Source organism: Bacillus sp. AFS040349, from assembly GCF_002577655.1.
Taxonomy (GTDB): domain Bacteria; phylum Bacillota; class Bacilli; order Bacillales; family Bacillaceae; genus Metabacillus.
Genome location: NZ_NUMC01000138.1, coordinates 1 through 19146 on the forward strand (window position 1 = coordinate 1; position 19146 = coordinate 19146).

General features: G+C 34.6%; 14 protein-coding genes. 11 read left to right on the forward strand and 3 right to left on the reverse strand.

The features are described 5' to 3' along the window. Positions 1 to 40: 40 nt before the first annotated feature. A complete protein-coding gene (locus tag COD11_RS23220; RefSeq protein WP_098799284.1) occupies positions 41 to 391 on the forward strand; it encodes a YojF family protein in 351 nt (116 codons plus the stop codon). A gap of 26 nt (positions 392 to 417) precedes the next feature. Beyond that, positions 418 to 1083 (forward strand): bacillithiol biosynthesis deacetylase BshB2, encoded by a 666-nt coding sequence (gene bshB2, locus COD11_RS23225; protein ID WP_098799285.1) that lies wholly within the window; start codon positions 418 to 420, stop codon positions 1081 to 1083. A gap of 38 nt (positions 1084 to 1121) precedes the next feature. Here bshB2 and COD11_RS23230 read toward each other — a convergent pair whose 3' ends face one another. Next, positions 1122 to 2483: an MATE family efflux transporter gene (locus tag COD11_RS23230; RefSeq protein WP_098799286.1), complete on the reverse strand. Its 1362-nt coding sequence runs from the start codon at positions 2481 to 2483 to the stop codon at positions 1122 to 1124. Positions 2484 to 2779: 296 nt separating this feature from the next. On the opposite strand from COD11_RS23230, the gene cdaS reads away from it, so the two are divergent. From cdaS to COD11_RS23275, 9 genes are all read left to right on the forward strand, one after another. Next, positions 2780 to 3406, forward strand: a complete 627-nt coding sequence (cdaS, locus tag COD11_RS23235; protein ID WP_098799287.1) for a sporulation-specific diadenylate cyclase CdaS — start codon at positions 2780 to 2782, stop codon at positions 3404 to 3406. Positions 3407 to 3489: 83 nt separating this feature from the next. Next, complete coding sequence (locus COD11_RS23240) at positions 3490 to 4698, forward strand: MFS transporter (RefSeq protein WP_098799288.1); 1209 nt, start codon at positions 3490 to 3492, stop codon at positions 4696 to 4698. 241 nt (positions 4699 to 4939) lie between these two features. Beyond that, positions 4940 to 5977 (forward strand): C40 family peptidase, encoded by a 1038-nt coding sequence (locus COD11_RS23245; protein ID WP_098799289.1) that lies wholly within the window; start codon positions 4940 to 4942, stop codon positions 5975 to 5977. A gap of 144 nt (positions 5978 to 6121) precedes the next feature. After that, complete coding sequence (locus tag COD11_RS23250) at positions 6122 to 6715, forward strand: superoxide dismutase family protein (protein WP_098799290.1); 594 nt, start codon at positions 6122 to 6124, stop codon at positions 6713 to 6715. Positions 6716 to 6887: 172 nt separating this feature from the next. After that, entirely contained in the window at positions 6888 to 7775 is an 888-nt protein-coding gene (locus tag COD11_RS23255; RefSeq protein ID WP_098799291.1) for an ATP-binding protein, read from the forward strand. 10 nt (positions 7776 to 7785) lie between these two features. Beyond that, positions 7786 to 9705 carry a vWA domain-containing protein gene (locus tag COD11_RS23260; RefSeq protein ID WP_098799292.1) on the forward strand — a complete coding sequence of 640 codons (1920 nt, stop codon included), beginning with the start codon at positions 7786 to 7788 and terminating at the stop codon, positions 9703 to 9705. A 608-nt stretch (positions 9706 to 10313) separates the two neighbouring features. After that, positions 10314 to 13148 carry a 2-oxoglutarate dehydrogenase E1 component gene (sucA, locus tag COD11_RS23265; protein ID WP_098799293.1) on the forward strand — a complete coding sequence of 945 codons (2835 nt, stop codon included), beginning with the start codon at positions 10314 to 10316 and terminating at the stop codon, positions 13146 to 13148. 133 nt (positions 13149 to 13281) lie between these two features. Then, complete coding sequence (odhB, locus tag COD11_RS23270; RefSeq protein ID WP_098799294.1) at positions 13282 to 14529, forward strand: 2-oxoglutarate dehydrogenase complex dihydrolipoyllysine-residue succinyltransferase; 1248 nt, start codon at positions 13282 to 13284, stop codon at positions 14527 to 14529. 294 nt (positions 14530 to 14823) lie between these two features. After that, complete coding sequence (locus COD11_RS23275; protein WP_098799295.1) at positions 14824 to 16170, forward strand: sodium-dependent transporter; 1347 nt, start codon at positions 14824 to 14826, stop codon at positions 16168 to 16170. Between the two features lie 50 nt (positions 16171 to 16220). On the opposite strand, the gene COD11_RS23280 is transcribed toward COD11_RS23275, so the two are convergent. Beyond that, positions 16221 to 17132 carry a superoxide dismutase gene (locus COD11_RS23280; protein WP_483296313.1) on the reverse strand — a complete coding sequence of 304 codons (912 nt, stop codon included), beginning with the start codon at positions 17130 to 17132 and terminating at the stop codon, positions 16221 to 16223. 77 nt (positions 17133 to 17209) lie between these two features. Further along, entirely contained in the window at positions 17210 to 19090 is a 1881-nt protein-coding gene (locus tag COD11_RS23285) for a terpene cyclase/mutase family protein (RefSeq protein WP_098799297.1), read from the reverse strand. Positions 19091 to 19146 lie beyond the last annotated feature (56 nt).

The following is a 19146-nucleotide window of genomic DNA, read 5'->3' on the forward strand; positions in this document are numbered from 1 at the left end:
AAGTTTTGACAATACGAAATCCTACTTAGGGGGCTAATTTATGAAAAGAATTGTACAAGAAGATGTACAAGCATATTTAAATACATTTCTAAACAAACCAGTATATATTCATTTAGAAACAACTACTGGCTCTTATTCGGCACATAAAGATGAAAAAAGCATGACAGTAGTTGCGTTTATTCGAAATGCAAAGGTGAAATATCATCAAGCTAAAATTACGGGTAATGGACCATATCGAATTGGATTGAAGCTAGAAGAAGGTTGGATCTATGCTGAAGGGTTAACAGATTGGGTGTATAACGAAAATAACCAATTGTTAACAGCAGGACATAATTCAGAAGGACAGTTAGCGATATCATTACAAATAAGTGAAACACCGTTTAAAAATTAAGATGATCGGCAAAAGGAGTGTATTTAATGAAAGAACATGTTCTAGTAATCTTACCACATCCTGATGATGAAGCATTTGGAGTAGCTGGATTAATCGCGCAAAAAAGAAAAGCAGGAATACCTGTTACATATGCATGTGGAACTTTAGGTGAAATGGGCAGGAATATGGGAAACCCTCTATTTGCCAACCGTGAAACATTACCAGAAATAAGAAAAAAGGAATTAATGGATGCTTGTGCTGCTATGGATATTCAAGATTTACGAATGCTCGGACTACGTGATAAAACATTAGAATTTGAAGATGATGAACAATTAGCTGATCTTTTTGAGACAATTATTGATGAAGTAAAACCAACATTAATTGTTACATTTTATCCAGGTCATGGTGTTCATCCTGATCATGATGCATGTGGTGCAGGAGTTATTCGTGCATTAAACCGTAAACCTATTGCAGAACGACCAATGACGTATTGTATGGCGATTACAAAAAATCGTTTCGAAGTGATTGGTCATCCTGATGTACAGATAAACATTACAGATGTAGCAGATATTAAATTAAATGCTTTAAAAGCTCATCGTTCTCAAACAGAAGGTATGTTAAAAGCAATGGAAGAGAAGTTCCTTAACAAAGATCCAGAGGTTATGCATTGGTTTGAAAATGAAGTCTTTTATACGTATAAGTGGAATAATTAAGTAGAAAGAAAAACCCTCAAATTTCTGAGGGTTTTTTGTTATGAATTGCCTAATGCAGATTCGTTTCTACGTTGAATAACAAATAATCTTGCTGAAAGGCCTACAGCACCTGCTGCTAGGCCTGATATTAAGCCGATCCAATAGCCGAATGCATCAAGAGAAGTAAACGTTGCTAAAAGATATCCTATAGGTAATCCAATGACCCAATATGATATTAGGGCCATAATAAATGTTACATTAACATCTTTATAACCTCTAAGGACTCCTTGTATTGGTGCTGCTATTGCATCAGAAAGCTGGAAGAAAATTGCGTAAATTAAAAAGTCTTGTGTTAGTTTTAAAACAGCAGAATTTTCTGTGTAAATTGATGCAACTTCAGGTCTAAAGAAATAAATAAGCGCAGCTGACAAAACGGATAAAAAGATAGCCATGCTAATTCCTAAATAACTATATTGTTTAGCATCTCTAATTCGTTTCGCCCCAACCTCATGTCCGACAACAATAGTAAGGGCCATTGAAATACTTAGTGGAATCATATATAGAAATGAGGCGAAATTTATTGCTGCTTGATGTGAGGCAATCGTAATTGTATTATATTGACTCATTAAAAGAGTAACAGCAGCAAAAATACTTGTTTCAAAGAAAATTGATAAACCGATTGGAACACCGATTTTTAATATTTCCATCCATGCTTTTATCGAAACAGAATAAAACGTTTTAAAAATACCGTATTTTTTAAAAGGAGATTGCTTCATAACAATGATCACTGCTATTGCTGTGATACACCAATATGTAATAGCTGATGCGACACCTGCACCGATTCCACCTAGTTTAGGAAAGCCTAGTTTACCGAAGATAAATAAGTAATTAAATACAAAATTAATTGGTAAAGAGCAAAGCGTAACGAACATAGTTATTCTTGTATATCCTAGTGCATCAATAAAACATCTTAATACGGCGTAAATAAATAAAGGTAAGATGCCAAGTGACAACGAAATAAGGTACCATTTTGCAATATGTGAAACAGGTTTATCTAATCCCATATTATTCAATATCGGATCTAAAACAATAACACCAAGTATAGTAACAATGATTGAAATCACAATACTGACGTATATTCCTTGTACAACCATATAAGGAACATTCTTTGTCTTTTTTGCACCTACTAACTGAGCAACAATCGGTGTAATTGAAAGTAAAATTCCACTTAATCCTGTGTAAACAGGTACCCAAAGGCTTGAACCAATCGCAACGCCGGCAAGGTCGTTTGGATGAACTTTACCTGACATTGTTGTGTCAAAAAAGTTCATAGCATAAAGTCCAAGCTGAGTAACAAGAATGGGAAATAAAATGCTCGAAAAATAAATAAGCTTTTCCCGTTTTAAACTGTTATTTTTCATTTATACATCCTCATTTCTACTTAATACCTTGAGAATTATATCATGAAAAATTCGTGGTATGTTACTTTGGTTGATTATCAGATTTTCTTGATTCACCTTTAAACATTTGATAATAAAAAAATCCTAATGAAATAACACCAAGAATGCTAAATGTATACTGCAAAATTTTATGTGTAATCATGTAAAACGCCTCCTATTATTAGTATGGTTTTTCAATTGGAAAAAATACACATGGACTTAGTTAACATAAGTTTTTTATCAATGAAAAGACTAAAGAAAAGGAGGCTTGATTACATATGCAAAATGAACACAACACATTTTCTTCTATTAAACATCATATTTCTTTTCACCTTGAACAAATTATTGAAGAAGCCGAGAAAATGCGATTATCTATAGGAGAAAAGGAGTATTGTTTATTATGTGAACTCGCCCAAATAAGGGATCGATTTAATGAAATACAATCAACTGCGTCTTTTTTCTATTTAAAGGCATATATTGCGGAATTTACGAGTCAGTACATAGAAATTGCTAAGGCGATTAAAAATCTATCGGAACGACGACATGGTGCGCTAATTGTTGTTGAGCGACAACAAAATGTAGATCATCTAATTCAAGAGGGAATACAATTAAATGCAACATTATCAAACCGACTAATTGAAAGCATCTTTTATCCCGGAAATCCCCTTCATGATGGTGCTGTTTTGATTAAAGGGGATTATATGATATCTGCTGCAAATGTTTTACCTCTATCTTCACAAAATTTTGGTCAAGAAAAGGTTGGGACAAGACACCGCGCAGCTATTGGTCTATCTGAATTAACAGATGCTTTAATATTAATTGTTTCTGAAGAAACGGGGAAAATGTCATTTGCTCTAGAGGGAACATTATATCCGATTAGCACCCCTGATTCGAATCTTCAATAAAGTATTTATTTCGTATAGCGAAATAAAAATATCGGTGTTATAGTTGACTTATATTGTGAATTATATTGGAAGAAGCTGAGAGCATGTGGAAAAATAAAAATGTTTGGATTTTGTTGGTTGGGGAACTTGTTGCCGGTCTTGGTTTATGGCTGGGGATTATCGGTAACTTAGAGTTCATGCAAAAATATGTTCCTTCAGATTTTATGAAATCAATGATTTTGTTTTTAGGATTATTAGCGGGTGTTATGGTTGGACCACTTGCGGGTAGAGTGATTGACAGTTACTCAAAAAAGAAAGTCCTAATCTATGCTGGAATAGGCAGAACTTTAAGTGTAATATTTATGTTTTTAGCACTAGAGTTCGAATCGATTATCTTTATGATTTGTTTTATGGTTTGCATTCAAATTAGTGCGGCCTTTTATTTTCCTGCCTTACAGTCTGTTATACCTTTAATAGTAGAAGAGAAGGACTACATTCAAATGAATGGAGTTCATATGAATGTATCGACTATCTCACGTGTTGCAGGGACAGCTCTTGGTGGAATTTTATTAGTAATTATGGATATTAGTTTTCTTTATATAGGGTCAATGATGGCTTATGTTACGATTTTAGCAACAACATACTTGTTATCATTTGAAGAACCTGAATCAAACAAAGTGAAGGGGAAAAAATCAGCAGGATTTACAGAAATAATACCAGTCTTGAGACGTACACCGATTGCCATGATGGCACTTGTGTTAACATTTGTTCCAGTATTGTTTCTAGGTGGCTTTAATTTAATGGTTATTAATATTAGTGAAACGCAAGGAGACGCTGCAATTAAAGGCCTTCTTTATACAGCAGAAGGTGTTTCATTTATGATTGGTGCTTTCTTCGTCAAACGAATTACACATCTTGTGGAGCCAATTAAACTAATGTTTATTTTCTCCTTTGTTATATCTTTGGCCCACCTTTCATTATTTTTTAGTGATGTAAAAATAATGTCACTTATTTCTTTTGGAATTTTTGGCTTTGCAGTTGGTTGCTTTTTCCCAATTGCTGCTACGATCTTTCAAACGAAAATCGATAAAGAATATCACGGTCGTTTCTTTTCGTTTCGAAATATGTTTGACCGCATCATGTTTCAAGTAGTTTTATTAAGTACAGGATTATTTCTTGATACAATTGGTCTAAAATATATGGTTATTGTTTTTGGTGTGATTTCTTTAGTGGCAGTATTTATTTTTGGTGTGCAGCATTTTAAGATTGGAGCAAATAAGAGATTACTAGATAATCAGAAAAAAATAGTTTAACAATTGGGTATGGGTCTGGAATGGACCCGGCCTTTTTTATTTAAATAATTTATAAATTTTAAATAAAGATGGTTCTTCATAAAAGAAATGATTGTCTACAAGTGTAATGTTTTGTATGATAAAAATAAAAGTTTTGTCTCTTTTTTCCTGTTATTCTGTAAAACTACTATTCAATGAAATTTTTATGTCATTTATTGTTGTTAATCTATTTATATATAAGATCTAGGAGGTACCTTTAAAGATGAAGCATAAGATATTAGGGTTAACAGCAACAGCTGTAGTTAGCTCCTCATTATTTGCAACTATGGCAGAAGCCGAAAGCATTAGTATAAAGAGTAATGATACTCTTTGGGGATTATCCCGCCAATACAATACGACAGTTGATCAACTAAAAAAAGCTAATGGACTAACAACTGATGTTCTTAGGATTGGACAAACTCTTCAGATTCCCGGGACAAATTCTTCTAAAGAAATTACTACTCCAGCACCAGAAAAATCAGTTTCAAAAACTGTTAGTAATGTACAATACATAGTTAAGGGTGGTGACTCCTTATGGGTTATTGCCAGATCATATAACACAACGGTATCAGAATTGAAGAAAGCAAATAATTTGAATAGTGATGTTATTTATGTTGGGCAGAAGTTAAACGTAAAACAGGAAACAACACAAACTAAACAAGAAGATGTTAAACAGAGTGAGCCCACAAAACAGCAAGTTATATCAAATCCGAACACATCTACATATACTGTTTCTGCTGGAGATTCTTTATGGAAAATCGCCAATAAATTTAACATAACAATTGCTGAACTAAAAGTATTAAATAATATGAAGTCAGATGTAATAATCGTTGGACAAGTTTTGAAGGTGACTGGAGAAGCTATTATTGATAACAGTACTGAAAATACGGCACCTCAAAATCAAAACAATAAGGTTGAAACAATGATTTCTGAGGCAAAGTCACTTTTAGGAGTACCATATCGTTGGGCTGGTAATACTCCTAGTGGTTTTGATTGTAGCGGTTTTATTTATTATGTATTAAATAAGGTTACTTCTGTATCTCGCCTTAGCACTGCAGGGTATTGGGATATGATGAAAGTAATAAATGAACCTTCTAGAGGTGATTTTGTTTTCTTTACTACATATAAAGAAGGTCCATCACATATGGGAATATATTTGGGGGATAATCAATTTATCCATGCCAGTAGTTCAGGTGTAAGTATTTCTAACTTAAATAACTCTTATTGGAAACAACGTTACTTAGGAGCTAAGCGATTTTAATGAAAAGAACCAAATTGGTTCTTTTTTGCTCTATTAAACTTTAGGAAATAGATCATTCTAACTGTAGAACCTAACCACAGCGTTTATTTCTTTAGAACCTGGCAAGAATGACTTATAAGCGCCATTATCTAGGAGGAACTAACGTTGAAAGGATTATCTATTGTTTTTATATCACTTATGACTCTATCCATTTTTATTGTTTTAGTAACAGAAAAAAATACTAATAACAACACTCATACTAAAAAGGAGTCAATTACTGCCTCTGAGCCTGAGTTAAATCAGCAAAAATTAGAATTAATCAACCAAAAAGGAAAAAATGTAGGAAATATCATTCTAAACGAAACAGCTGAAGGTGTAACCATTCGGTTAATTGGACAAAATCTACCACCAGGCAAGCATGCTTTTCATATCCATTCAATAGGAATCTGTGAAAAACCAACTTTCACTTCTGCTGGCAGTCACCTAAGCTTCTCAAATCATGAACATGGCTTCGATAATCCTAAAGGACAACATGAGGGAGATCTACCAAATATTGAAGTTGGAGCCGATGGGAAAATTGATATTGAGCTTCTTGCATCTTCTGTAACATTAAAAAAAGGAGAACAACTTTCTCTTTTGGATAAAGATGGGAGTTCCTTTGTTATTCATGAAAAACCAGATGATTATGTAACTGATCCTTCTGGAAATGCAGGGGATAGGATTATCTGCGGATCAATAAATACCAATAAAAGCATATAACTAAGAAAAAGCTACCTACATTCTTTAAAAGGGTAGCTTTTTGTTTTTATGATTAAAAGATATAAGACCTTTAATTATTTGTTTTCTTTGAATCTCAATATACTTTTTAGTATACTCATGGTTGATATAAACCGTATCAACTTAACTTTATATAGATGAAAGAAGGCGTACAATGAATAATTTACTAGCTTATCCATTACCGGAAGAAATTAAAGAAAGAATTCAAAATAGATCATTAAAACGAAAAGATGAACAAGACGCTTTATTAATTGGTAAAGGTGGTTATACTCCATCTGATGAATCGATTCTACTAGATGCAATGATCGCTCTTGCTCTTGGTAAAAATGTCTTATTAAAGGGTCCAACAGGTTCTGGAAAAACAAAGTTGGCAGAAACGTTATCATTTTTGTTTAATCAACCTATGCATAGTGTGAACTGTTCTGTTGATATGGATGCTGAAGCACTTTTAGGCTTCAAAACAATTGAAAATCGAAACGGTGAAACATCCATCGAATTCATTTCAGGTCCTGTTGTAAAGGCAATGAAAAAAGGCCATTTATTATATATAGACGAAATAAATATGGCAAAGCCAGAAACATTACCGATATTAAATGGTGTGCTAGATTACCGGAGAATGATTACAAACCCATTTACAGGTGAAGTTATCCGTTCACATGAGGATTTCGGTGTTATTGCGGCTATTAATGAAGGATATGTGGGAACGGTTCCATTAAATGAAGCACTCAAAAATCGTTTTGTTGTTATTGAAGTACCCTATATCCAAGGGGAAGAGCTAAAAATAGTTTTAGAGAATCAATCACAACTGTCTGATCAACGCTTATTAGAAACGTTTACTAGTCTTTCGTCAGATCTACTAACTCTCGTGAAAAATGGCCAGGTTTCAGAAGAGGCAGCATCGATCCGAGCGCTTATTGATACATGTGATTTAGCTTGCTATATGCCACCAAACCGTGCTGTAGAAAGAGGAATTGTTAATAAGCTTGAAGATGAAAGAGAAAAAGCCGCCATTCGAAATCTAGCAGAAACGTTATTCGAGTGAGGGTATAAAATTGAGATTTATAAAATTTAATGATCAACAGGTAGATTCTTTTTTATTTATGGCATTATCAGATTTAGCAAAGGGATTAACGAAAATTCCAGACATTGAGGTTGATTACAGCGTTCACTCATATCTAGATCCATTTGAAAAAAAAGTTTATATTAGTCATTTCTGGGACCACCGGGAGAAGGAAGAAACAGAACTAGCGTTAAAAAGCGATATTTATCTTAGAAGTATTGGTAATTATTATTATACTGATTTTAAAGAATTAGGTGTTTTTATTGAAAAGTCTTCAAAATTAAAGCTAAAGAGCTTTGCGAAGCAATTATGTATGCTGTTGGAGGACCTTCGATTAGAGGAAAAATGCAGAAGAGAAAGACGCGGTACGAAAAAAGCGTTTAATATTCGAAGAGAGCTTTATCGAAAACATTTTCAAAGTCAGTTAATTATTCATCAAGAGCGAAGTATTTTAACGGATGCGCTTTTTAATAGTATGTATTTAATACTAACTGCACAATCCACAATCGAGACTATCCCATCTTTATCTGAGAGTATTGACAGATCGATTCCTTATATTGAGTCAAAGCTTTTTCAAGTGTTTGATGTAGGTTCTACTAAGCAGGTTATTGATATTGTCTTAGAAATTGTTGATGTTTTAGAAGAAATATTGGAAAAAGATATGCTAAATACCTATTTTTATTTAGCGGAACTACCTTACAATAACTTTCTGTCTGGCAGCCTATATGATGAATTAAAAAGAAAATCTAAATTAAAAAACAAAGATGCGTTAGAAGATGCTAAGCAAGGCGATGAAGATGTACATGGTGACAAATTACCAACATGGCATAGTGAAACAAGCAAGCCTACAAAAAGTTTTCTTCAATTCGATTTAGAACAAGGAACAAATACGACGATAAATGGAGACGGTGCTCTACGTGAGGGAGAAGACGGTGACCAGGCTCTAGCGATGGTTCAAGGAACTTCAAAAAAAGCAAAAAGAAATGATTACTCCAAAATGGAAGCATTGGAAAATCAAAAAGAGGATCGAGCTAGTAGTGGGGATGCATCTTATGGTAAGGAAAATAAATATGCTGTACCTGTGTTTCAAGAAGCTAAAACTCCAACAATATCAGATATTGAGCAATATCAAAAAGATCGAATGGATATTCAGTTATATCAAAATAAGCTGAAGCTAATGATCCAAAAAACGCTGGAACATAAAAGAACAATGCCGAGGTCCGATCTTCAAATTGGAAGATTAAACAAAAAACTGCTCCGAATTATAACAGATGACAATCCGAAGCTTTTTTATAAAAAACAGGAAAAGTCTCCTGAGATTGATGCTGTTTTTACTCTATTAGTTGACTGTTCTGCATCCATGTTCGATAAAATGGATCAATCAAAGCTTGGGATTATCTTATTTCATGAAACGTTAAAATCAGTAAGAGTCCCACATAAAATTGTTGGATTTTGGGAGGACACGAACGAATCGACAAAAACACGACAGCCAAATCATTTCTATGAGGTAATCTCTTTTGAGACCTCTTTAAATCAGCAGTCAGGACCTGAAATTATGCAACTCTCACCAGAAGAAGATAATCGTGATGGATATGCTATAAGACATATGACAGAACAACTAATGAAGAAAAATGAAAAACAGAAATTTCTCCTTGTTTTTTCAGATGGTGAGCCCGCTGCGACAGGTTATGAACGCAATGGTATTATTGATACACATGAAGCGGTTTTAGAGGCAAGGAAACTGGGTATAGAAGTAATCAATGTATTTTTGTCAAATGGCGAAGTTCATGAAGCAACACAAAAAACAATACAAAATATATATGGAAAATATAGTGTTTTTGTCGACAAAATTGAAGAGCTCCCAGAGCAGTTATATCCACTACTGAAGAGATTGTTATTAAAAATGTTATAAAAGGATGATAAAGGTTGATCCGAAACGAGTATGCATGTCTGTAAGAGTATTTGTATAGATGTGAGAAAAGAATGAGTATCTCTACTATATAAACACTCACTGAAATTTCATATTGTGACAAAGTTTGCGAAATAGTAAAAACCTCTAATTTATTTATAAAAATAGAGGTTTTTATTGAAATTACATGGAGAAAATTAACCTGAAAAAGTAGGAAAGACATTAATAATAATTTCAAAATAAACATAAATTTCATTAATACTAAAAAAATATAATTAATTTACATTAAAATAATAAAAATTGTACTTTTTTCCTTGGTATATGTTGTATGATTGGAGTAAAGATAGTGATATATTTGTTGGATAATTCCAATTATTCCGAACAATTAGACACTCTAAGGAAAACCACAAGAAAAAAGATACATTTTTTTTCGATTTTTCTATTAACTATCTTGGAATGTGAAGGTAGCAATGTTAAAATAGCATTGGAAGCGTTTTAATATCATACTACTATACTCGTAAGAGTGGTTAATATCGTAGGATAATTTTATCCTTCCTACGTATCAGGAAAATCATTTCTGATCACTTATGAATCGTTGGGGGTAATGTTAGATGGCACAAGGCAATAGCAAGAAGAATTTCCCTTGGGAAGACTTCCATGGTCCTAACCTCGGCTATGTCATGGAACAATATGATCAATATAAACTTGATCCAAATTCTATTGATATAGAATTAAAAGAAATCTTTGATACCTGGGGTTCTCCTTCAATCACAACAAAAGACACGACAATGTCAGCTGAAAATGAAACAATCAGTACTGATAAAATGAAAAAAGTTGCTGAAGCAGTTCGATTAGTGACAAATATTCGTAGATATGGTCACTTAAACGCAGCAATTTATCCTTTTGAGGACCGAAATGAGAAGAATGAGTTTCTTCGCCTTGAAGAATATGATTTAACTGAGGAAGATTTAAAAGATATACCTGTAAACCTATTATGTGAAGATGCTCCTGCACATGTGACCAATGGGCTTGAAGCATATCAATACTTAAAAGAAGTTTATAAGAGAACGATCGCATTCGAATTTAGTCATGTTCATAACTATGAGGAAAAAACATGGCTTGTAAAAATGGTGGAATCAGGAGCGATCTTTGAAAATTTATCAAAGGAAAAACGTGTTTCTATCTTAAAAAGACTCACAGAAGTTGAAGGATTTGAACAATTCCTTCACCGTACTTTTGTTGGTCAAAAACGTTTTTCTATTGAAGGTTTAGATATGCTAGTTCCGGTACTTGATGAATTAATTTCAAATGCCGTTCAAGCGGGCACTGATACAATAAATATAGGAATGGCGCACCGTGGCCGTTTAAGTGTTTTAGCTCATGTACTTGGAAAACCGTATGAAATTATCTTTTCTGAGTTTCAACATGCACCTAATAAAGAATTGGTTCCATCAGAAGGTTCTATTGGAATTAACTATGGCTGGAGTGGTGATGTTAAGTACCACCTTGGTGCCAATAAACAAATAAAAGATGAAAGTACAGTGCGTGCTAAAGTAACATTAGCTAATAATCCAAGTCATCTAGAGTTTATCGATCCAATTGTTGAAGGATATACCCGTGCTGCACAGGAAACTCGTACAGAAAAAGGCTATCCAAAACAAAATGAAAATAATGCTATGGCTATTCTTATCCATGGGGATGCTGCATTCCCGGGTGAAGGAATTGTTGCGGAAACATTGAACTTAAATAAGCTGACTGGTTATCAAACGGGTGGCACAATACATATTATTGCGAATAATATGATCGGTTTTACAACTGAAAGTCGTGATTCCCGTTCAACCACATATGCAAGTGACCTTGCAAAAGGATATGAAATTCCTATTGTACACGTTAATGCAGATGATCCAGAAGCATGTATTGCTGCAGTGTTCATTGCAATGGAATACAGAAATAAATTTAAGAGTGACTTCTTAATCGACCTTATTGGCTATCGACGTTTTGGTCATAATGAAATGGATGAACCATCCATGACACAACCAAAACTTTACGAAAAAGTTCGTAAACATCCAACTGTACGTGAGCTTTATGCAAAATCACTACAAGGCGGAGGAATTGTAAAGCCAGAAGATGTTGAAAAGATTAGTGATGAAGTTCAAACAGTACTAGAAAAGGCATATCAAAAAGTTCCTGATAAAAAGGTAGCTCAAACACATGAAATTCAGTTACCGGAATTCGTTAACAGTGGCCTTCCTAAGTTAAAAACAGCTGTTGATAAGGATAAGTTACTTCAATTAAATGATGAGCTTGTAAAATGGCCGGAAAGCTTTAATGTGTTTTCTAAGCTTCAGAGAATTCTAGAAAGAAGAGCAAAAGCGCTTAAGGAAGATGGAAAAGTGGAATGGGCTTTAGGTGAAGCGTTAGCGTTTGCATCCATTTTAACAGATGGAACTCCTATTCGATTAACAGGACAGGATTCACAGCGTGGAACATTCGCACAGAGACATATTGTTTTACATGATGTTGATACTGGTGAGTTTTATTCACCATTACATCGACTAGATGACGCTAAAGCATCATTTGCAATCCACAATAGTCCATTATCTGAAGGATCTGTTATTGGTTTTGAATATGGTTACAATGTATTTGCACCAGAAACTTTAGTTTTATGGGAAGCGCAATACGGAGACTTTGCAAATGCAGCACAAGTATTCTTTGATCAGTTTATTGCTGCAGGTCGTGCCAAATGGGGTCAAAAATCTGGTCTTGTTATGTTATTACCACATGGATTTGAAGGACAAGGTCCTGAGCATTCCAGCGCTAGGTTGGAGCGTTTCTTACAGTTAGCTGCTGAAGATAGCTGGCAAGTTGCGAATTTAACAAGTGCAGCTCAATATTTCCATATATTACGTCGTCAAGCGGACTTGCTAAAGCGTGAAGAAGTAAGACCACTTGTTATTATGACGCCAAAGAGCTTACTAAGAAATCCACAAACTGTATCAGATCTAAATGAATTATGTGAAGGAGAGTTCAAGCCAGTTATTGAACAACCAGGACTAGGCACTTCTCCGGATAAAGTAAAAAGACTTCTTTTATGCACTGGTAAGGTTGCTACAGATTTAACTGATAAGTTAAATACGATTGAAGGCGATCTTGATTGGGTTCACATGCTAAGAGTTGAGGAACTATATCCTTTCCCTAAGTCAATTATTACATCCATTTTGGATCGTTTACCAGCTCTTGAAGAAATTGTTTGGGTTCAAGAGGAACCTCAAAACATGGGAGCATGGACGTTTATTGATTCAAAATTAAGAGAAATTGCACCAGAAGGAGTTCCGGTGAACTATATAGGTAGAAGAAGAAGACAGAGTCCAGCGGAAGGTGATCCGAATATTCACAAAAAGGATCAAGAACGGATCGTTACGGAAGCATTAACTTGGAATAATTAATTATTTGACCATTAATCATCATTTAAATTGAAAAAATGCGAGACTTGCTGTTATCATATTATCGCGTTAAATTGATATAGATGTAATAAAAGTGATTCTTTTAACAAGCAAGTTTCTCAAGGGGGAACCAACAATGGCTGAAATTAAAGTACCAGAACTAGCAGAATCTATTACTGAAGGAACGATTGCACAATGGTTAAAACAACCAGGTGATTTTGTTGAGAAGGGTGAGTACCTTTTAGAAGTTGAAACAGATAAAGTAAATGTTGAATTAACTGCTGAATTTTCTGGAGTTTTAAAAGAGCTACACAAAGAATCAGGTGATACTGTTCAAGTTGGAGAAACAATTGGGATAATTGATGAGAGTGGTGAAGCTTCTCCTTCACAACCAGAGCAAGCAGAGACTAAACAAGTAGCACCAGCGCCACAAGAAGCTCAACAAAACAATGTTGAAGTAACGGAAGATGATAAAAAACAACGTACAATTGCCTCACCAGCGGCACGTAAGTTAGCTCGTGAGCGTGGAATAGATTTACAACAAGTTCAAACAGTTGATCCACTTGGCCGAGTACGTAAACAAGATGTTGAAGCACACTCGGGTCAAGAAGCACCAAAACAAGAATCGAAACCAGCTGCACCAAAAGCTGCTACACCAGCCGTACAGGACGATAAACCTGGTAAACCAGTAGAAAGACAAAAAATGTCTAGACGTAGACAAACGATTGCAAATCGATTAGTAGAAGTTCAACAAACAGCTGCTATGTTAACAACATTTAATGAAGTAGATATGACTGCGGTTATGGAAGTTCGTAAACGTCGTAAAGACAAATTTTTTGAACAGCATGATGTTCGTTTAGGCTTCATGTCCTTCTTTACAAAAGCTGTTGTTGCTGCATTAAAACAATATCCACTTCTTAATGCCGAAATTCAAGGCAATGAAATTTTGGTGAAGAAATTCTATGATATTGGAATTGCGGTATCAGCTCCAGATGGATTAGTTGTACCAGTTGTTCGTGATGCAGATCACTTAAACTTTGCAGGTATTGAAGGAGAAATTCTTAATCTTGCTAAGAAAGCACGCGATAACAAATTAAGTCTTTCTGATTTACAAGGCGGAACATTCACGATTACAAATGGTGGTGTTTTCGGATCATTAATGTCAACACCTATCCTAAACGGACCACAAGTTGGTATTTTAGGCATGCATAAAATCCAGCTTCGCCCTGTTGCTATCGATGAAAATACAATGGAAAATCGTCCAATGATGTACATTGCCCTTTCATATGATCACCGAATTGTTGATGGAAGAGAAGCAGTAAGCTTCTTAGCAACAGTGAAAGAATTACTTGAAGATCCAGAATCATTATTATTAGAAGGATAAGTTTTTAATAAATCTAAGAAGGTTGGCACTAAATGTGTCAGCCTTTTTTCTTTTACCAGAAAGGATAAGTTTTTATGAATTAGAGTATATGAAAACTAAGGCTACTGACATTAGGACTTGGCGATAAGCCAGGTTTTTCTAATAATTCGTTTTACTAATTGAATTATTTTAAAATTTAATTTAAATTATCCTAGTAAAATGATAAAATGTGTATTTATATAATATATTTTTCAAAGGTTGATTTTATATTCTTTTGAAAGAAATCTTTGATCAGTAGGAATTTGAGGTGATGTTATGAATAATTCTGTAGAACAATGGTCGTCCAAGCTCTCTTTTATTCTTGCGGCTGCCGGGTCTGCAATTGGTTTAGGAGCGATATGGAAGTTTCCTTATGTTGCGGGGACTAGTGGGGGCGGTGTATTTTTTCTAATCTTTATTTTATTTACTTTACTAGTAGGACTACCACTTCTATTAGGAGAGTTTGTGATAGGTAGAAGTACGAAAAAAGATGCCATTCAAGCATACAAACAAATTGCTCCGAATTCCTCTTGGCACTTAATTGGACGACTTGGTGTAGTGACTTGTTTTATCTTGTTGTCTTTTTATAGCGTAGTAGGTGGCTGGATTTTAATTTATCTATTTAAAGCTGTTACAGGAAATCTTAGTGGCTTAACAGAGCAGGAGTATGGTGAGTTATTTGGTACTAGCATTTCGGATCCGATTTTAACCGTTTTTGCACAGTTATTATTTTTACTTATTACAAGTTTTGTTGTTTCTAAAGGTGTTTCAAATGGGATTGAAAAAGCAAGCCGAATTATGATGCCTGCTTTGTTTATATTATTTGTCATTTTAATTGTTCGTTCTATTACACTAGATGGCTCTATGGAAGGAATTATTTTCTTTTTAAAGCCTGATTTTACAAACGTAACATCTGAGACGATTTTATATGCGATGGGACAATCCTTTTTTGCCCTAAGTGTTGGAGTGTCAGTTATGGTAACTTATAGCTCTTATTTGTCTAAGAATGAAAATTTACCACAATCGGCAGTTTCAATCGTCGTTCTTAACTTATTAGTTGCGTTTTTAGCAGGATTAGCGATTTTTCCGGCCGTGTTTTCTTTTGGTTTAGCTCCGGATGCAGGCCCTGTGTTATTGTTTAATGTACTGCCCACAGTGTTTAATCAAATGCCGTTTGGAACAATCTTTTTGATCGCATTTTTATTATTGTTTTTATTTGCTACTTTAACATCTGCTTTTTCAATGCTCGAAATAATTGTAGCTCCAATCGCGAAGGGGAACAATTCTAAAAGGATAAAAGCTTCTTGGTTAGTAGGAATATCCATTTTTATCGTAGGAATTCCATCAGCACTATCTTTCGGACTACTTGGACATATAACCTTGTTTGATAAGTCTATTTTTGACGCAGCCGATTTCCTAGTAAGCAATATTCTTATGCCACTTGGTGCTCTTTTAATTTCAATATTTGTTCCATTAAAGATATCTAAAAAAGTTTTATTTGATGAACTGTCACAAGGGTCTTCTCTTAGCAAAAAGATCTTTACAATATGGTATCTACTATTAAAATATGTATCACCAATTGTTATTATCTTTGTCTTTTTAGATGCTTTAGGTATTATATAGAATAAAAAAGGCAGATTTTTCTTTATAAGATAATCTGCCTTTTTTCTATATTAAAATGGTTTCCATTTTAGTTGTTGTGCTTCATGAAAACGTCTCTCTACTTCACGCCAATTTACAACATTCCACCAATTCTCAACGTATTTCTTTCGTTCATTTTTATATTGAAGATAGTAGGCATGTTCCCAAACATCTAGTGTAAGTAAGGGGATAACATCCCATTGACTTAAGTTTTGATGCTTTTCTGCTTGAAGAATTTCTAATCTACGGGAACGTGGTGCCCAAACTAAAATTGCCCATCCAACTGCTTCAACATTTTTGGCTGCTTCAGAAAAGTGGCTTTTAAATTTTTCAAAACTACCAAATGTTTGATTAATCTCTCTCATTAACATACCAGAAGGCATGCCACCACCGTTAGGACTCATTACATTCCAGAAGATTGTGTGAAGGTAATGACCTGCACCATGAAACGCTGCTTCACGTTCCCAATGCTTAATTAATTCAAAGTTATTTGTTTGACGAGCTTTTTGCATTTCTTTTTCGGCTTTATTTAAACCATCAACATAGCTTTGATGATGCTTGTCATGATGTAATCTCATAATTTCACGATCAATATAAGGCTCTAATGCATCATAACTGTAGGGTAGTGGTGGTAACGTATGACCTCCGATTGGAACCGTTCCTGCTTCGTTATGGACGCGTAAAATGCTTTCTTGTTCATTATTTTCATCATCAAAGTAAGCTTCAAACTGTGTAAACAGACGATCAGCACGCTCATAAACTTCCTTATTATCAAGATGATCATCTTTGTTTAGTTGAGCTTGGAAGTTTTCAAGCTCACTTTTCCAATCTTCTAATGTATTTTTGTGATGGTTTCGGCTTAGTTCTTCATAGGAATGATGATAACTTTCTAAAATTTCCTCACACCATTTTTGCATGGATAAGATGTACTGCTCTGACATTATTTCTCCCTCCCTGACATCAGTCGTAGACAATATATGCACTTTTCCAAAAAGGTTGATCTTTTTTCTAAATAAACCTGTTATGATCTTTTTTGGTAGTGGGCAAGTGTTAGCAATGGAAAAAGAAGATTGTAGCTATGGTAAGTGATGTAAAAATGCCCTGGTAGTCCAATGCCGGTTGGATATGTTCTTCCTTCTTCAGTAAAAGAAGAATCGTTTATTAGATGAGATATACCTTTTTGTACAGATAAATTAGAAAAGGCTCTACTCTGAATTAATGCATCTAATGCCCATGATGTTTGTGAAGGGGTACTAAATGAAAGGGGTACATATCTTTTCTCCTCACTACTTGCACATGATTCACCCCAACCTCCATTGTTTAATTGTATGCTTTCTAGCCAGTTGATTGCCTTTTTTATAGCAGATGAATTTGGGGAGATACCAACAGCTAGTAGTCCTGTCACAGCTGCCCAAGTTCCATATATATAACAAACTCCCCATCTTCCATACCAAGAGCCGTTCTCTTCTTGATTGTCCATCAGCCACCTTATTGCTGCTTTTACACTTGGGTGTTCTTTTGTTAATCCAGCATAGTTACCTAAAAACTCTAGTACTCTACCTGTTAAGTCCGGAGTTGAAGGGTCAATAGCAGCATCCTCTGCGTTTTCTAAAGGAAGATACGTAAGGATTTCAAGATCTGTATTTTTTTCAAAGGCCGCCCATCCACCATCAGCATTTTGCATGGAGAGAAGATAAGTAACTCCTTTATACCAAGCATTGCGTACTTTTTGATCTTTACGAGCTTTCCTTGTTAATGCTCGTAATGCGGCTGAGGTATCATCATTGTCTGGATTAATCGTATTATTATGGGAAAAACCCCATCCCCCTAGCTTAATATTAGGGTTATGAATCTTCCAATCACCCTTTTTTGTATGTTGCATGGATAAGAGATATTGAACGGATTTGTTAATCATGGGTGAAGTACTGGAAACATTTGCTTCTTGAAGGGCATAGCTAAGTAAGGCTGTATCCCAAACAGTAGAGGTTGAGTTTTCTAGATGAATACCATCACAATTGGTTGAAACCAAATGCTTTAAACCGTTTATGGCATTTAATATCGTTGGAGAAGACTTTTTATAGCCTAAAGATAGTAGGGCATAAATCATGAAAAAGGTTGAACTAGCATAGCTGTAAAGAGTTCCATCAGCTTCAAGTCTTTTTAACATATATCGCTCTGCTTTTTGATAGCCTAACCGGTGTAAATATTCAGGTAGTTGCAGAAGTTTTTTCATTTCATTTGTAAACGATGAATTTGTACGTGTCGCAAATGGAAGTTCCCAGTTTTCGTTAGCAAAAGAAGAACGAATAATCAGGTGATTCAAGTTTGGTGTATAACTTGATTTAATCGTGTATTTTTTATTGGCAGCAACCATCATTGGAATAAAATGAATTCTGGCATAGTTACTGAATTGATAAAAATTTAAGGGAAATGAAGTTGGAATTAGAAGGAAGGTCATTGGTATATAAAATAGAGTTGGCCACGGATAAAGCCCATTTACAGCTAACATCCATTTCGTCAAAAAATGGGAATTACCCAATCCACCATTCTTACGGATAAATGCTTCAGCTTTTTTTAAGCCAGGATGTTCTTGTGTAAAGTAACCTGAATATAAAAGAGCACAATATGCTTGTATGGTAATAGAAAGGTTCCCACTTTTTTCATCAGAATAAGCCTTCCATACCCCTGAGTTTTTTTGTAACGAATAGATCCGATCTGCTAGTTGTTTTATTAGCTTTTCTTCATTTTTTATATCTAAGGCACGCAATGTCATAATCATAAAAGCGTCAGTCATTAAACCGCCTTCAAAACAATATTTCCAAGAACCATCTTTTCGTTGAGTAGTTCTTAATTTTTCGATCATTTCTTCTATCTTCTGATCAATACTTTCATTCGTATACATATATCCGTTCACCTCTCCATACATTATGCAATCATTCTGTGTGTTATGAAACTGAA

Bases quoted from the DNA above. Each gene is read 5' to 3' on its own strand.
- COD11_RS23245 (WP_098799289.1), top strand. From the start codon at position 4,940: ATGAAGCATAAGATATTAGGGTTAACAGCAACAGCTGTAGTTAGCTCC.
- COD11_RS23285 (WP_098799297.1), bottom strand. From the start codon at position 19,090: ATGTATACGAATGAAAGTATTGATCAGAAGATAGAAGAAATGATCGAA.
- COD11_RS23255 (WP_098799291.1), top strand. From the start codon at position 6,888: ATGAATAATTTACTAGCTTATCCATTACCGGAAGAAATTAAAGAAAGA.
- COD11_RS23240 (WP_098799288.1), top strand. From the start codon at position 3,490: ATGTGGAAAAATAAAAATGTTTGGATTTTGTTGGTTGGGGAACTTGTT.
- odhB (WP_098799294.1), top strand. From the start codon at position 13,282: ATGGCTGAAATTAAAGTACCAGAACTAGCAGAATCTATTACTGAAGGA.
- bshB2 (WP_098799285.1), top strand. From the start codon at position 418: ATGAAAGAACATGTTCTAGTAATCTTACCACATCCTGATGATGAAGCA.
- cdaS (WP_098799287.1), top strand. From the start codon at position 2,780: ATGCAAAATGAACACAACACATTTTCTTCTATTAAACATCATATTTCT.
- COD11_RS23275 (WP_098799295.1), top strand. From the start codon at position 14,824: ATGAATAATTCTGTAGAACAATGGTCGTCCAAGCTCTCTTTTATTCTT.
- COD11_RS23220 (WP_098799284.1), top strand. From the start codon at position 41: ATGAAAAGAATTGTACAAGAAGATGTACAAGCATATTTAAATACATTT.
- sucA (WP_098799293.1), top strand. From the start codon at position 10,314: ATGGCACAAGGCAATAGCAAGAAGAATTTCCCTTGGGAAGACTTCCAT.
- COD11_RS23230 (WP_098799286.1), bottom strand. From the start codon at position 2,483: ATGAAAAATAACAGTTTAAAACGGGAAAAGCTTATTTATTTTTCGAGC.